We start from the raw sequence: 14,078 nt of genomic DNA, 5'->3' as shown, positions 1-14,078 counted from the left end.
GCAGCAGCGCCTGTGCATCGCCCGCGCCGTGGCGACCGAGCCGGAGGTGCTGCTGATGGACGAGCCGTGCTCCGCGCTCGACCCGATCGCCACCGCCCAGGTCGAGGAGCTGATCGACGAGCTGCGCGAAAGCTATTCGGTGGTGATCGTCACCCACTCGATGCAGCAGGCCGCGCGGGTCAGCCAGAAGACCGCCTTCTTCCATCTCGGCAACCTCGTCGAGTTCGGCGAAACCGGGCAGATCTTCACCAATCCGGTCGACAGCCGCACCGAAAGCTACATCACCGGCCGGATCGGCTGAGGCCGGACCGTCTTCGCGTCAACGGGGCAGGGCCATTCCCCGTCCCTTCCAAGGATGAGGCAACTCCAATGCCGGAAACCCATATCCAGACCGCCTTCGACCGCGATCTCGAAGCCATCCAGGCGATGATCATGAAGATGGGCGGCCTCGTCGAGGCGGCCATCACCGATGCGGCGACCGCGCTCGAGACCCGCGACGAGGCGCTGGCCGAGAGCGTGCGCAACAACGACGCCGCGATCGACGATCTCGAGACCCGGGTGAACGAGGAGGCGATCCGGGTGATCGCCATGCGCCAGCCCACCGCCATCGACCTGCGCACCATCGTCTCGGTGATGAAGGTTTCGGGCAACCTGGAGCGCATCGGCGACTATTCCAAGAACATCGCCAAGCGCGCCACCGTGCTGACGCAGATGAGCCAGATCCACGACACGGCCCCGGCGATCCGCCGCATGGCCCAGGCGGTGGAGCTGATGCTGATCGACGCGCTCGACGCCTACATCAAGCGCGACGAGAAGCTGGCCCGCGACGTGATCCTGCGCGATGCCGAGGTCGACCAGATGTACAACGCGCTGTTCCGCCAGTTCCTGACCTACATGATGGAGGACCCGCGCAACATCACCGGCTGCATGCACCTGCATTTCATCGCCAAGAACATCGAGCGGATGGGCGACCACGTCACCGGCATCGCCGAGCAGGTGGTCTACCTGGTCACCGGCAAGCTGCCCGAGGACAACCGCCCGAAGGGCGACCGGACGTCCTACCAGAAAGCCGTCGAGGAGTAACGCATGTCGCCGTCCCAGCCCACGGTCCTGGTGGTCGATGACGAGCCGTCCCAGCGGGACCTGCTCTCCTACAATCTCGAGGCCGGCGGCTACCGGGTGATCTCGGCGGCCGATGGCGAGGAGGCGCTGATGCTCGTCGCCGAGGACCATCCCGACCTGGTGGTGCTCGACTGGATGCTGCCCTCGGTCTCCGGGATCGAGGTCTGCCGCCAGATCAAGAGCCGCTCCGAGACGCGCAGCCTGCCGGTCATCATGATCTCGGCGCGCGCCGAGGAAGGCGACCGGGTGCGCGGGCTGGAGACCGGCGCCGACGACTACGTGACCAAGCCGTATTCGGTGGCCGAGCTGATGGCGCGGATCCGCACCCAGCTACGCCGCACGCGGCCCGCCACGGTCGGCGAGACGCTGGCTTTCGAGGACATCGTGCTGGATGCGGAGAGCCACAAGGTGTTCCGCTCCGACCGGCCGCTGAAGCTCGGGCCGACCGAGTTCCGGCTTTTGTCGACCTTCATGGAGAAGCCCGGCCGCGTCTGGAGCCGCGAACAGCTTCTCGACCGCGTCTGGGGCCGCGACATCTATGTCGACACACGCACCGTCGACGTCCATATCGGAAGGCTGCGCAAGGCGCTGTGCCAGCATGGCGGCGAAGACCCGGTGCGCACGGTGCGCGGTGCGGGCTATGCGCTCGGCTGAACCGGTTGAAAATGGCAACCACGGGGCGGTTTTGCATCAGGATCGCCCCGTAAGTTACCAGTTTCATTGGATTGATTATGTAAGTTCTTGATAGCAGAGCTATCAGAACGTGACATAATCACGCTTCTCGCAACTCTGGATGAGGCTGCAGGGAGGCCCTTTCCGGGGTTCTTTCCGCCAGCTTTCGGACCTTCGGGACGCAGCCGCGGCGCCGTTTTCGGCGCCGCGTTTTCCCCGGCAACCGGAAGATCAGATATCGCGGCCTTTCAGCACCCGCAGGCGCTGGATCAGCGCCGAGGTATCCCAACGCCCGCCGCCCAGGGCCTGGACGTCGCCGTAATGCTGGTCGACCAGCGCCGCGACCGGCAGGCCGATCTTCATTTCCTTGGCCTGTTCCAGCGCAATGCCCAGATCCTTGCGCATCCAGTCCACCGCGAAGCCGAAGTCGAATTTGCCGTCGACCATCGTGTCGGCGCGGTTCGCCAGCTGCCAAGACCCGCCCGCGCCCTGGCTGACCAGCTTCGCAACCTTCTTGGCGTCCAGCCCGGCCTCCATCGCAAGGTGCAGGCCCTCGGAGATGCCCTGGACGATCCCGGCAATGCAGACCTGGTTGACCATCTTGGTCAGCTGGCCCGAGCCGACATCGCCGAAATGGTCGATCGCCTTGGCATAGGCCTGCATCACCGGCTCCGCCTTGGTGAAATCCGCTTCCGCGCCGCCGCACATGATCGCGAGCTGGCCGTTCTCGGCGCCTGCCTGGCCGCCCGAAACCGGCGCGTCCACGAAGCCGATGCCCGACGCCGCCGCGGCGCCGGCGATTTCCTTCGCCACGATGGCAGAGGCCGTCGTGTGATCGACCAGCACCGCGCCCGCGGCCATGCCCGCAAGCGCGCCGTCCTCGCCGAACGCCACCGAGCGCAGGTCGTCGTCATTGCCGACGCAGGTCATCACGAAATCGCAGCCCTCTGCCGCCTCGCGCGGCGTGACCCCGTGGCGGCCGCCATTCTGCGCGGTCCAGGCCTCCGCCTTGGCGGTCGTGCGGTTGTAGACCGCAACCTCGTGCCCGGCCTTCGCCAGATGCCCGGCCATTGGGTAACCCATAACCCCAAGTCCGAGAAATGCCACTTTTGCCATGTCAGGCTCCTTCTACCTCCGGTGCGGCCGGGCCTGTCGCGAAGTCGCAACGACAGCGGCCAAGTCTCGCACTCCAACGGAAAACACCTTGAGGCGATCAAGTAAACAGGCGACGTTAACACATGAAGCCAGCGGCGACTGGCGGTGGCGTGGAGGCAAGTCGTGCAACCTTTCCCGAAACTCGGATATGCGGCCGGTGCGGTTCTGGCCTGTCTCGCCGCGCCCGCATTCTCGCTCTCTTCCGTCGAAATCAACGTGGTGGGCGTACCCGAGGACGTGGCCAACAGCCTGCGCTCGCAGATGGAGCTGGCCTCCGCGTCCAAGCGCGCGCTCGACGAGGAAACGGCGGACAGCCAGGACATCTTCGCCTCGGCGCTGGCGGACTACCGGCAGATGGTCAGCGTGCTCTACGGCGAAGGCTATTACGGGCCGGTGGTCAACATCTCCCTCGACGGCCGCGAAGCCGCCGATATCAGCCCGCTTTCGGTGCCAAATGCGATCGACAGGATCGTCATCACGGTGGAGCCCGGCGACCAGTTTGCCTTCGGCCGCACCGATGTCGCCCCCCGCGAGCCGGACTCCGCCGCCAAGGGCAACCCGCTGGCCAAGGGCTTCGAACCCGGCAAGCCCGCGAAGAGCGCGCTGATCGGCAGCGCCGCCAATGCCGCGGTCACCGAATGGCGCGATGCGGGCCATGCCAAGGCCGAAGTCGGCGACGAGGAGGTCATCGCCCGCCATCCCGATGCCGAACTCGATGTCGACATCGAGATCAAGCCCGGCCCGCAGCTGCGCTTCGGCACCGTTACCATCGAGGGCCAGTCCAAGGTCAAGCAGAAGCGCCTGCGCGAGATCCTCGGCCTGCCCGAGGGCGAGATCTTCTCGCCGCAGGAGCTCAACGACGCCGCCAACCGGCTGCGCCGCACCGGCGCGTTCCGCACGGTGAGCCTGCTGGAGGCCGACCAGCCCAATCCCGACGGCACGCTCGACTACACTCTGACGGTGATCGACATGCCGCTGCACCGCTTCGGCGTCGCGGCGGAATATTCGACCATCGACGGCGCGCTGCTCTCGGGCTTCTGGCTGCACCGCAACCTCTTCGGCGGCGCCGAGCAGCTGCGCTTCGATGCCGAGATCAAGAATATCGGCGGCGACACGGTCGGGATCGGCAATGCCGGCAGCGGCATCGACTACGATTTCGGCATGCGCCTCAGCCGCCCGGCCTTCCTCGGGCCGGACAACGTGGCCTTCGCCTTCGCCAACATCACCCTGAACGACGAGCCCGACTACAAGGAAAAGATCGCGATCCTCGGCATCGGGGTCACGCGCTATTTCAGCGATGACCTGCTGGGCGAAGTGGCCGGCGGCTACCGCTATTCCTACGTGGACGACGCCTTCGGCGAGCGCGAGTTCAACCATGTCGCCTTCCCCTCGCGGCTGGAATGGGACCGTCGCGACGACGAGGGCGATCCGCTCAACGGCTTCTACCTCAACTACAAGGCCACGCCGATGTACGGCGTCAACGGGTCCGAGAACCTGCTGCATCTCGACCTGGACAACCGCGCCTATGTCAGCTTCGGCGCCGACTCGCCGGTCACCCTGGCCGGGCGGATGCAGCTCGGCTCGGTGATGGGCGCGTCGCTCGAAGGCACGCCGCCCGAATACCTGTTCTTCTCCGGCGGCGGCGACACGGTGCGCGGCCAGGGCTACGAGGCGCTCGGCGGCTCCACCTATGACGGCGACACGGTCGGCGGCCGCAGCTTCCTCGGCCTCTCCGGCGAGGTCCGCACCCGGCTGACCGACTCGCTCGGGCTGGTCGGCTTCATGGATTACGGCATGGTCGGCGCGGATGCCTGGGTCGACGAGGACAGCAACTACCATTCCGGCGTGGGCCTGGGCGTGCGCTACGCCACCCCAATCGGTCCGATCCGGGTCGACATCGCCACGCCCTATCAGGGCCCCGAGAAGGAATTCTCGCGGGTCGATCTCTATATCGGCGTGGGACAGGCATTCTGATGACCCAGATGACCAGCAAGCATATCACCCCCGTCCTCCTGGCCCTGGCAATCGCCCTGCCCGCCGCGCCCATGCTGGCGCAGGAGGAGGACACTCAGGACCCGGGCTTTCTCGAGCGGATCATCCAGAACGCGCTCGGCGGCGACGGGCGCGACGTGCGGATCATCGGTCTGGAAGGCGCGCTGAGTTCCGAGGTCAAGATCGCCACGATCGAGGTGGCCGACCCGCAGGGCACCTGGCTGGCCATCCATGACGTGACGATGAACTGGCGGCGGCTGGCGCTGCTGCGCAAGCGCGTGGAAATCGACAGCCTGTCGATCGGCTCGGTCGATCTGGTGCGCGCGCCGCAGACGCCGCCCGCCGAGGCGCCCTCGATCGAGGCCGAGGCGGAGCCGGTGCAGCCCTTCTCCCTGCCCGACCTGCCGGTCTCCATCGAGCTGGGCCAGCTCACGCTTGCCGAGCTCGATCTCGGCGCAGCGCTGGTCGGCCAGGATGCGCAGATGTCGATCGGCGGCAGCGCCAAGCTCGCGGGCGGCGAAGGCAATCTGGACCTGAACATCCAGCGTACCGACGCGATCCGGGGCCAGATTGTGGTCGACACGGGATATGTCAACGAAACCAGGCAGCTGACGGTCAATCTTGATGTAGAGGAAGACCAGGGAGGCCTGATTGCGACGCTGGCGAAATTCCCCGGCGCGCCGTCGGTCGACCTGTCGGTCAAGGGCGATGCGCCGCTGTCGGATTTCACCGCGGACATCCAGCTGGCCACCGATGGCGAGGAACGCCTGGCGGGCTCGGTCGTGGTCGGCCAGACCGACGGCACCGCGGGCCCGGTCGTCACCAATATCGATGCCGATCTGGGCGGGGACATCACGCCGCTCTTCGCGCCGGAATACCGCGATTTCTTCGGCACCGATGTCGGGCTGGTCGCGAAAGTCGAGCTGAACCCGGACACCGGCACCCAGATCCCCGAATTCACCCTGTCCTCGCGCGCGCTGAACCTTGCGGGCAATGTGGCGCTGGAGCCTTCGGGCCTGCCGCGGCTGGTCAATGTCTCGGGCTCGATCGGCGCCGAGGACGGCGAGCCGGTCACCCTGCCCGTTCCCGGCGCCGAGACCCAGGTGCTCTCGGCCGAGCTGGCCGTCGAATACGACGCCGCGCAGGGCGACGCCTTCACCGCCAAGATCGGCGTGGACCAGCTGCGCCAGGGCGACATCTTCGTCGTGGCCTCGGATTTCGACCTCGACGGTTCGCTGGAGAAGACGGCGGCCACCGCCGATGCCCCGGCAGGCGTGGCGCGGGTCGCCAGCCATGTCGCGGCCAAGCTCGACGGCATCTCTGTCAGCGACCCGACCATCGACAGCGCGATCCAGCCGGTCGCCTTCGATGCCGACGTCGCCTACACGGCGGCTGACGGGGCGGTTGCAATCCGCAACCTCCTGCTGGAATCCGGCGATCTGAACCTGCAGGGCATTCTCGACGTCGCGGGCGTGGAAAGCGGCGACATCGAGATCACCACCGATGCGCAGATGACCACCGGCGATCTCGCCCGCTTCGCGCCCATCGTCGGACAGCCGCTGGCGGGCAGCTTCGACGGCTCGGTGAAGGCGCGCTTCGCCGCGCTGACCGGCGCCTTCGACGTCACGCTTGCGGGCGATGCGCAGGATCTGGCCATCGGCAATCCGCAGGTCGATCCGCTGATCGCAGGGCAATCGACTGTCGCGGTTTCGGCCGCGCGCTCCTCCGCTGGCATCCGGCTCGACCAGCTGGAGATCCATACCGACCAGATAGATGCGCAGGGCTCGGGCAGCCTGTCCTCCAGCGCCGCCGATTTCAACCTGACGGCAAGCCTGGCCGAGGCCAACCTGGTCGCGCCGCAGCTGAACGGCCCTCTGGACCTGACCGCCGCCGTCACCGGCGCGGCGCCGGATTACGCCATCGACCTGCAGCTCGGCGGCGCTGCAATCACCGACCAGCTGGGCGATCCGGTCTCGCTGGCCTCGGACGTGTCCTATGTCGGCACCGCAGGCACGGTGGACGTGAAGAACCTGAACCTGTCGGCAGGCGAGCTGACGGCGGACGGCACGGTCTGGCTGTCGGGACTCAAGGATTCCGCGTTGGCCGCGGATGCCGAGCTGAGCCTGAAAACCGGCAACCTCTCGCGCTTCGCCGGTCTGGCCGGGATGCCGCTCGCCGGATCGCTGGATGCCGATCTGAAGGGCAGCTACGACGCCGCCGGCACGGCCTTCGACGTGACCCTGTCCGGGACCGGCAAGGACATCGCCATCGGCAATCCGCAGCTCGATCCGCTGCTGGCGGGCGAAACCGTGATCGACGTCGCCGCCAAGGGCGAGGGCCTGGCCTTCGACATCGAGCGGCTCGACATCCACAACCCTGCCCTGTCGCTGAACGGCGCGGGCACGATCTCTCCCCAGGCGGCCGATCTGGACCTCGATGCCCGGCTGGAGGAGATCAATCCCTTCGTGCCGCATCTGAACGGCCCGGTGGAGCTGACCGTCTCGGCCCAGGGCACCGCGCCGAATTTCAACGTCGCGCTCGATGCCGGCGGCGCGGCGGTGACCGACAAGCTGGGGGCGCCGGTCAGCCTCGACACCAACCTGGTCTACGAGCAGGAGGCCGGGACGCTCGACATCCCCGACCTGCACCTGAGCGCGGGCGAGCTGTCGGCGCAGGGCAAGGCGGCGCTGGCCGGGCTGAACGATGCGCTCTCGGCCTCCGCCGAGCTGTCGCTGGACACGGGTGACCTGTCGCGGCTGGCCGGGCTGACCGGCATGCCGCTTGCCGGGACACTCGCCGCGGATCTCTCCGGCGCATACGACACCGGCACCGGCGATTTCAGCGGCGCCCTGAACGGCAGCGGCCAGGACATCGCCATCGGCAATCCGCAGGTCGACCAGCTGCTTGACGGCGCCACCAAGATCGACGCCGCCGCGCGAAGCGAGAACGGCACGATCACCATCGAGCGGCTGGACGTCGACAACCCGGACGTCCAGGTCAGCGGCGGCGGCACCTATGCGCCCGATGGCGGCGACCTGGACATCTCGGCGCGGCTGGCCAATCTCGGCCTCTTCGTGCCCCAGCTCTCCGGTCCGGTCACGCTGGAGGGCAATGCCAAGGGCGCGGGCAGCGCCTGGACGGTCGACCTGAAAGCGGACGGCCCCTCGGGCCTGCGTGCCGCGGTCAACGGCGACGTGGCGCCCACCAACCTGGACATTGACGTCGATGCCGGGCTCGGTAACATCGGCGTCTTCGTGCCCCAGATTCCCGGCCCGGCCACGGTGGCGGGCAAGATTTCCGGCAACGGCACCGATTTCTTCGCCGACGTGACCGCCACCGGACCGGGCGGACTGACCGCGGATGTCGACGGCCGTGCCTGGGGGCCGGACGGCACCTCGGACATCGCGATCACCGGCCGCATCCCGCTGGCGCTGGCCAATGCCTTCATGGCGCCGCGCTCGCTGACCGGCAATGCCGCGATCGACCTGAAGCTCGCGGGGGCGCCCTCGCTCGACGCGCTGTCGGGCTCGGTCAGCTTCGGCGGCGCGCGCTTCGTCGACCCGACCTCGCGCATCGTGCTGGAGCAGATGGGCCTGAACCTGACCTTCGCGCAGTCGCAGGCAAACCTCGATTTCCGCGGCAATCTCGATACCGGCGGCACCGTCACCGTCTCGGGTCCGGTCGCGCTGACCGCGCCCTTCAACGGCGATATCGACGTGGCGCTGAACAACCTGAAGCTCGTCGATCCCAGCCTCTACACGATCGATCTGGGCGGCCGGGTGAACCTGTCCGGCGCGCTGGCAGGCGGCGCCTCGATCAACGGCCAGATCGACGTCGAGCGCGCCGAGATCGAGATCCCCTCCGCGATGGGCGGCGGCGGGCCGATCCCGGACATGGTCCATGTCGGCGAGCCGCGCGACAGCTACGGCACGCGCGACCGGGCCGGTCTGATCAAGACCAGTTCCGGCGACGGCAGCACCGGCGCCCCGGTGGCCTATCCGCTCGACATCACCATCTCGGCCCCTGCCCGCATCTTCGTGCGCGGCCGCGGCCTGGACACCGAATTCGGCGGCGAGCTGAACATCGGCGGCACCACCCAGCGGATCATCCCCTCGGGCCGGTTCGAGGTGATCCGCGGGCGCATGGACATCCTCACCCAGGTGCTGAATCTCGACACGGCCGAGATCACCCTTGGCGGCGACCTCGTGCCTGATGTCTACATGGTCGCCACCTCGCAGGACGCGCCGATCGACGCGCAGATCATCATCCAGGGCCCGGTCAACAACCCGGAGCTCGACTTCTCCTCCAGCCCGGAACTGCCCGAGGACGAGGTCCTGTCGCATCTCTTCTTCGGCCGCCCGATCAGCGAGCTGTCGCCCCTCGAGGTCGCGCAGCTGCTCGGCGCGATCAACACGCTGACCGGCGGCGGCGGCGGGCTGTTCGGCAAGATCCGCCAGGGCGTGGGCGTCGACCAGCTCAATGTCGGGGCCGATGACGAGGGCAACACCGAGGTCACCGCGGGCAAGTACCTGTCCGAGGACGTCTATACCGACGTGACCGTGGGCGCGGGCGGCACCAGCCGGATCCGGCTGAACTACAAGATCACGCCGAATTTCACCGCCCGCGGCGGCTTCGACAGCGAAGGCGACACCCGCCTGGGCTTCTCCTACGAGCGGGACTACTGATCCCGGCGGGGCGCGCGCGGCAACCCGCGCGCCCCTCTGCACTGGAATTGGCACCGCGGCTGCTCATATGATGGCAGAGGAACGGAGCCGCCAATGACCCTGCACATCCCTTTTGACAACAGCTATGTCCGCCTGCCCGACCGCTTCCATGTCCGCCAGGCGCCGGTCCCGGTAAAGGCGCCGGGGCTGATCAAGGTGAACCGCGCGCTGGCGGCGGAGCTGGGCATCGATCCGGCTGCGCTGGAGTCGCCCGAAGGCGTCGCCGTCCTTGCCGGCAACCACGTCCCCGACGGCGCCGATCCCCTGGCGCAGGCCTATGCCGGGCACCAGTTCGGCGGCTGGAACCCGCAGCTCGGCGATGGCCGCGCGATCCTGCTGGGCGAAGTCGTCGGCCCGGACGGCGCCCGCCGCGACATCCAGCTCAAGGGCGCCGGACGCACGCCGTTTTCCCGCATGGGCGACGGCCGCGCCTGGGTCGGGCCGGTGATCCGCGAATACCTGGTCTCCGAGGCGATGCATGCGATGGGCGTGCCGACGACGCGCGCGCTGGCCGCGGTGACGACCGGCGAGCCGATCCTGCGCGAGCAGGGCCCGCTGCCCGGCGCCGTGCTGACCCGCGTGGCCTCTTCGCATATCCGCGTCGGCACCTTCCAGTATTTTGCTGCCCGCGGCGATATCGAAGGGGTCGAGATGCTGGCCGACCATGTCCGCCGCCGCCACTACCCGGAGGCGGAGACCGCTCTGCAGCTGCTCGATGCCGTCGTCGCCGCGCAGGCGCGGCTGATCGCGGAGTGGATGGGGCTGGGCTTCATCCATGGCGTGATGAATACCGACAACTGCCATGTCGGCGGCGAGACGATCGATTACGGTCCCTGCGCCTTCATGGATACCTACCGCGCCGAACAGGTCTATTCCTCGATCGACCATTACGGCCGCTACGCCTATGACGCCCAGCCGGGCATCGCCGCCTGGAACCTCGCGCAGTTCGCCACCTGCCTGCTGCCGCTGATCGACGAAGACCGCGACCGCGCGGTGGAACTGGCGACCGAATCCGTCCACCGCTTCCCGCCGCTCTACGAAGCCGCCTTCCTCGCGAAATTCCGCGCCAAGCTGGGGCTGGCGACCGAAGAGGAAGACGACTGGCAGCTGGTGCTCGACCTGATGGAGGCGATGGAGCAGGGCCAAGCCGATTTCACCAACGCCTTCCGCGCGCTGAGCGGCGGCAGGGCGCAGGACTGGTTCACGGACCGCGCGCCCTTCGAGGCCTGGCTGCCGCGCTACGCCGCGCGGCTGGCGCGGCAGGGCGGCGCCGACACGGCGCTGATGGACCGCACCAACCCGGCGGCCATTCCCCGCAACCACCAGGTCGAGGCGGCCATCGTGGCGGCGACCGGCGGCGACCTGGCGCCCTTCGAGGCGCTGCTGGCCGCGGTCACCGATCCCTTCGTGCAACCGCCCCCCGGTTTCGAGTTGCCGCCGGAGCCAGATCAAGTGGTTGCGCGGACCTTCTGCGGGACCTGATCAGGCCGTGCGCACGCCGCGGACGGGCCGGTTGATCAGCAGCAGCCCGGCCGCGACCAGTGCCAACGCCAGGAAGATCTCCGGGCCCAGATGCTCGCCCAGCACGGCCCAGCCCAGCAGCACCCCGAAGACCGGGGTGAGGAAGCTGAAGCTGGCCACCGAGCCCGCGGGATAGATCGACAGCACCCAGAGCCAGAACAGGAACCCGCCCGAGGCCACGACCACAGCCTGGAATCCCAGCCCCCAGAGATGGATCGGCGCGAGGTCGCGCAGGAACGGTCCGAAGAGCGGCGACAGCGACAGCAGGATCACGGTGGAAATCGCCAGCTGGCAGAGCAGCTGCACCTCCGGCGCGACCTCGCGCAGCTTGGTCACCCGCGCGCAGAGCGCGATCCCGGTCCAGCCGAAGGCGGCGCCGAGCGCCAGCACGTCGCCCAGCAGGCTCGCCTGCCCGCCCGAGCGGTTGCCGAGCGCGATGCCCACGCCGGCCACGGCGCAGGCCAGGCCAAGCGCCTTGGTCCGGGTGATGCGCTCGCCCGGGATCAGGAAATGTCCCGCAAGCGTCAGCCAGACCGGCATCGAATAGAAGATCACCACAGAGCGCGACACGCTGGTCATGTCGAGCGACAGGAACAGGCAGAGGAACTCCGTGGTGAAGCACAGCCCGATCAGCACCGCGCCCAGCCGGGCCTCGCGCGGCAGCCGGACGGGGATCTTGCGCCACCAGATCCACAGGATCAGGCAGGCCGCCGCCCCGACGCCGCGCAGCCCGGCCCCGAAGATCGGCTGGAAGCCGCCATTGGTGACCTTGATCACCACCTGGTTCAGCGCGAAGATCGCGGCAAACAGGACCAGTCCCGCTGCCCCTGCCATGTCCATCCGGTCCTTGCGCATCGCCCTGCCCCCTTATGTCTATACCTGTCCCCCAGAGGCTGTTTCGTCGGGCAAGTCAAGGGCGCGGCCGGACAAGTTTTTCGTTGGAAACCGCGGTTTCAAAGTGCAACCGTGTCCGGGAGGGCCCGCGCTGCATCCTGCCGCCGGGCCGGGACGGGAGAGAGATCATGAGCTTCATGAAAACCCTGGTCAGCGTCGGCATCGGCTTTGCCGCCGCCAAGGGCCTGACGAAATACCAGAGCATGGGCGGCATGGACGGCGTGCGCAAGGCGATGGAGAAGTCGGGCTCCGACATGGCCACGCAGATGTCCGCCATGGCCGAGAAGATGGGCCTGCCCGGCGGCGGCAAGGCGGTCGAGGACATGATGTCCCGCTTCGGCATCGCGGCCCAGAGGAACCCGGCCGAGATGGCAGGTCTCGGCGGCATGATGAACGCCTTTTCCGGAATGGCGGCGGCGAGCGGCGGCACGGCGGCGGACATGTTCGCGACCATGACCCAAGGCACGGCCGCGGGCCAGTTGGCCGAGGACAATGCCAAGCTGATGATCCGCGCGATGATACAGGCCGCCAAGGCCGACGGCGAGATCGATGCCGAGGAACAGGGCAAGATCATGGCGCATCTCGGCGATGCCAGCCCCGAGGAGGTCGCATTCGTCAAGCAACAGCTCGGCGCGCCGCTGGACCCGATGGGACTGGCCCGCGACGCCACCGAGCAGAGCCGCGCGCAGGTCTATGCCATGTCGCTGATGGCGATCACCGTCGACAGCAAGGCAGAGACCCAGTATCTCGACACGCTCGCCGCCGCGCTGCAGCTGGACGCCGCCACCCGCGATGCCATCCACGCGCGGATGGGCGTCAACCAGGGCTGAGCGCTTGGACGGTCCGGAATTCCGCACCATGACGTGTTCACCGACCGGGTGTTCGGCGGAAACCCCTTGGCCGTGGCGTTCCCGTCCGGCCCGCTCGGGCACGCGCAGATGCAGGCTGTGGCGCGCGGGTTCAATTGCTCCGAGACGGTCTTCGTCCTGCCGCCGGAACGCGGCGGGGCCCCGCGGGTCCGCATTTTCACGCCGTCGCGCGAGGTGCCCTTTGCCGGTCACCCGACCATCGGCACTGCCATCTGCCTGGCCGAGATGGCGCTGGAACGCGGCGAGCCCCTGCCCGCCAAGATCGTTCTGGAAGAGAATGTGGGCCAATCCCCTGCCGGCTTGGGCGCGACGGCGATCGGCTGCACGCCACGCTGGCAACCGACGTGCCGCTCCATCTCGGCGCCGTCATCGACCGGGCGCTCGTCGCGCTTTGCCTCGGACTGGAGACCGATGAGGTTGCAGTCTGCAACCACCCGCCGCCCTGGCCGCCTTCCTCTGCGACCTGTCGGGGCAGCCGCTGAAATTGGCATTTTCGCAGGGAGTCGCCATGGGGCGCCCAAGCCGGATCCGCGCGGCCGCGACCGCCCCACAGCCCAGCCAGCTGCGGGTCACCGTATCCGGCTCGGCCCGCGCCGTGATGCAGAGGCGCTTCGCTTCGTTCTGAGGCGGTTGCAAACCCGAACCGTCTGGCCGTATCAGCCGCGATGCACTAGAACTGGCAGACACTCGAACGGACGGACGGAAGATGGCGGACGGGATCATCGCACGCTGCGAGGCAAAGGGCCTGCGCATGACGGAACAGCGGCGGATCATCGCGATGGTGCTGCAGGACACTCAGGACCATCCCGATGTCGAGGAGCTCTATTCCCGCGCCCAGTCCGTCGATTCGAACATCTCGATCGCCACGGTCTACCGCACGGTGAAGCTCTTCGAGGAGGCCGGCATTCTGGAGAAGCGCGAGTTCGGCGACGGCCGCGCGCGCTACGAACCCGCCGACCGGGATCACCATGACCACCTGATCGACCTCAATACCGGCGAGGTCATCGAATTCGTCGATGCCGAAATCGAGGCGCTGCAGGAAAGGATAGCGGCCAAGCTCGGCTACCGGCTGAAGGGGCACCGGCTGGAACTCTACGGCGTGCCCGTCAAGAAACCGAAGGCGTAACAT

10 protein-coding genes and 1 pseudogene are annotated in these 14,078 nt (G+C 68.0%); 9 read left to right on the top strand and 2 right to left on the bottom strand.

Annotated features, from left to right (window positions below):
• The 3 genes from HCC78_RS24220 to phoB form a co-directional block, all read left to right on the top strand.
• Window positions 1-301 (top strand): phosphate ABC transporter ATP-binding protein (locus tag HCC78_RS24220; protein ID WP_371743923.1); only part of this gene is annotated, 301 nt, incomplete at its 5' end.
• A 68-nt stretch (window positions 302-369) separates the two neighbouring features.
• Window positions 370-1,083, top strand: coding sequence for a phosphate signaling complex protein PhoU (gene phoU / locus HCC78_RS24215; protein ID WP_172331357.1), 714 nt, complete (start codon window positions 370-372; stop codon window positions 1,081-1,083).
• A gap of 3 nt (window positions 1,084-1,086) precedes the next feature.
• Complete coding sequence (gene phoB, locus HCC78_RS24210; protein WP_172331356.1) at window positions 1,087-1,776, top strand: phosphate regulon transcriptional regulator PhoB; 690 nt, start codon at window positions 1,087-1,089, stop codon at window positions 1,774-1,776.
• 249 nt (window positions 1,777-2,025) lie between these two features.
• Here the strand turns inward: phoB and HCC78_RS24205 are convergent, their stop codons facing one another.
• Window positions 2,026-2,910 carry an NAD(P)-dependent oxidoreductase gene (locus HCC78_RS24205; protein ID WP_172331355.1) on the bottom strand — a complete coding sequence of 295 codons (885 nt, stop codon included), beginning with the start codon at window positions 2,908-2,910 and terminating at the stop codon, window positions 2,026-2,028.
• A gap of 162 nt (window positions 2,911-3,072) precedes the next feature.
• On the opposite strand from HCC78_RS24205, the gene HCC78_RS24200 reads away from it, so the two are divergent.
• The 3 genes from HCC78_RS24200 (at window position 3,073) to HCC78_RS24190 (ending at window position 11,147) form a co-directional block, all read left to right on the top strand.
• The gene (locus HCC78_RS24200; RefSeq protein WP_172331354.1) at window positions 3,073-4,923 is read left to right on the top strand and encodes an autotransporter assembly complex family protein; all 1,851 of its coding nucleotides are present in this window, start codon (window positions 3,073-3,075) and stop codon (window positions 4,921-4,923) included.
• Complete coding sequence (locus HCC78_RS24195; RefSeq protein ID WP_172331353.1) at window positions 4,923-9,626, top strand: translocation/assembly module TamB domain-containing protein; 4,704 nt, start codon at window positions 4,923-4,925, stop codon at window positions 9,624-9,626. Before HCC78_RS24200 ends, HCC78_RS24195 begins: the two co-directional genes overlap by 1 nt.
• A 93-nt stretch (window positions 9,627-9,719) precedes the next feature.
• A complete protein-coding gene (locus HCC78_RS24190; RefSeq protein ID WP_172331352.1) occupies window positions 9,720-11,147 on the top strand; it encodes a YdiU family protein in 1,428 nt (475 codons plus the stop codon).
• Here HCC78_RS24190 and HCC78_RS24185 read toward each other — a convergent pair whose 3' ends face one another.
• The gene (locus HCC78_RS24185; protein ID WP_172331351.1) at window positions 11,148-12,041 is read right to left on the bottom strand and encodes a DMT family transporter; all 894 of its coding nucleotides are present in this window, start codon (window positions 12,039-12,041) and stop codon (window positions 11,148-11,150) included.
• Window positions 12,042-12,208: 167 nt separating this feature from the next.
• Between HCC78_RS24185 and HCC78_RS24180 the strand changes: the two genes are divergently transcribed.
• The 3 genes and pseudogenes from HCC78_RS24180 to HCC78_RS24170 all read left to right on the top strand — a co-directional run bounded on the left by HCC78_RS24180 (window position 12,209) and on the right by HCC78_RS24170 (window position 14,075).
• A complete protein-coding gene (locus HCC78_RS24180; RefSeq protein WP_172331350.1) occupies window positions 12,209-12,910 on the top strand; it encodes a DUF533 domain-containing protein in 702 nt (233 codons plus the stop codon).
• Window positions 12,911-12,928: 18 nt separating this feature from the next.
• Window positions 12,929-13,234: pseudogene (locus HCC78_RS24175) on the top strand (PhzF family phenazine biosynthesis protein); the annotation flags it as partial.
• 421 nt (window positions 13,235-13,655) lie between these two features.
• The gene (locus tag HCC78_RS24170) at window positions 13,656-14,075 is read left to right on the top strand and encodes a Fur family transcriptional regulator (RefSeq protein ID WP_172331349.1); all 420 of its coding nucleotides are present in this window, start codon (window positions 13,656-13,658) and stop codon (window positions 14,073-14,075) included.
• The last annotated feature ends 3 nt before the right edge of the window (window positions 14,076-14,078 follow it).

The sequence above is a fragment of the Mangrovicoccus sp. HB161399 genome, from assembly GCF_013184745.1.
Classification (GTDB): Bacteria; Pseudomonadota; Alphaproteobacteria; order Rhodobacterales; family Rhodobacteraceae; genus Mangrovicoccus.
This window is presented reverse-complemented; position numbering and strand designations above follow the sequence as displayed.

What these genes read in the sequence shown, in the direction of transcription:
- phoU (WP_172331357.1), top strand. Translation starts at nt 370, where the DNA reads ATGCCGGAAACCCATATCCAGACCGCCTTCGACCGCGATCTCGAAGCC.
- phoB (WP_172331356.1), top strand. Translation starts at nt 1,087, where the DNA reads ATGTCGCCGTCCCAGCCCACGGTCCTGGTGGTCGATGACGAGCCGTCC.
- HCC78_RS24205 (WP_172331355.1), bottom strand. Translation starts at nt 2,910, where the DNA reads ATGGCAAAAGTGGCATTTCTCGGACTTGGGGTTATGGGTTACCCAATG.
- HCC78_RS24195 (WP_172331353.1), top strand. Translation starts at nt 4,923, where the DNA reads ATGACCCAGATGACCAGCAAGCATATCACCCCCGTCCTCCTGGCCCTG.
- HCC78_RS24190 (WP_172331352.1), top strand. Translation starts at nt 9,720, where the DNA reads ATGACCCTGCACATCCCTTTTGACAACAGCTATGTCCGCCTGCCCGAC.
- HCC78_RS24185 (WP_172331351.1), bottom strand. Translation starts at nt 12,041, where the DNA reads ATGCGCAAGGACCGGATGGACATGGCAGGGGCAGCGGGACTGGTCCTG.
- HCC78_RS24180 (WP_172331350.1), top strand. Translation starts at nt 12,209, where the DNA reads ATGAGCTTCATGAAAACCCTGGTCAGCGTCGGCATCGGCTTTGCCGCC.
- HCC78_RS24170 (WP_172331349.1), top strand. Translation starts at nt 13,656, where the DNA reads ATGGCGGACGGGATCATCGCACGCTGCGAGGCAAAGGGCCTGCGCATG.